Consider the following 315-nt stretch of genomic DNA (forward strand, 5'->3'; position numbering starts at 1 on the left):
CTATCCGGCGGATGGTGATCGGGTCAGCACGCTGTGGCGGAAGCCGTATTTGGTGACATAGCCGGCGCTGCGTCGGCCGGTTCCGGCGCCGGTGAGCGGTACTCCGCGCAGCAGGCCAGAGGTGCCGGCGGGGTTTGTGGTGGCGGCGTTGAGGGCGCCGATGCCTTGGGATTCGGCGGCGACCGGGCTGATCTCGGCGGGTGTGGCCGCGCTCCAGGTCGGGGGCACCGACAATCCGCCGACCTTGCCGGCTAGGCCCCACCCGGCGGGTACCGGGGTGCCCCAGGCGCCGATGGCTCCGGGAGGGGGCAGGGC

The 315-nt window shown here is 73.3% G+C and carries 1 protein-coding gene; it reads right to left on the reverse strand.

Annotated features, from left to right (window positions below):
* Positions 1 to 315 (reverse strand): PE/PPE C-terminal domain-containing protein (locus AC5Y21_RS26075; RefSeq protein ID WP_499917050.1); only part of this gene is annotated, 315 nt, incomplete at its 5' end.

It is taken from the genome of Mycobacterium sp. NGS41 (genome assembly GCF_059812725.1).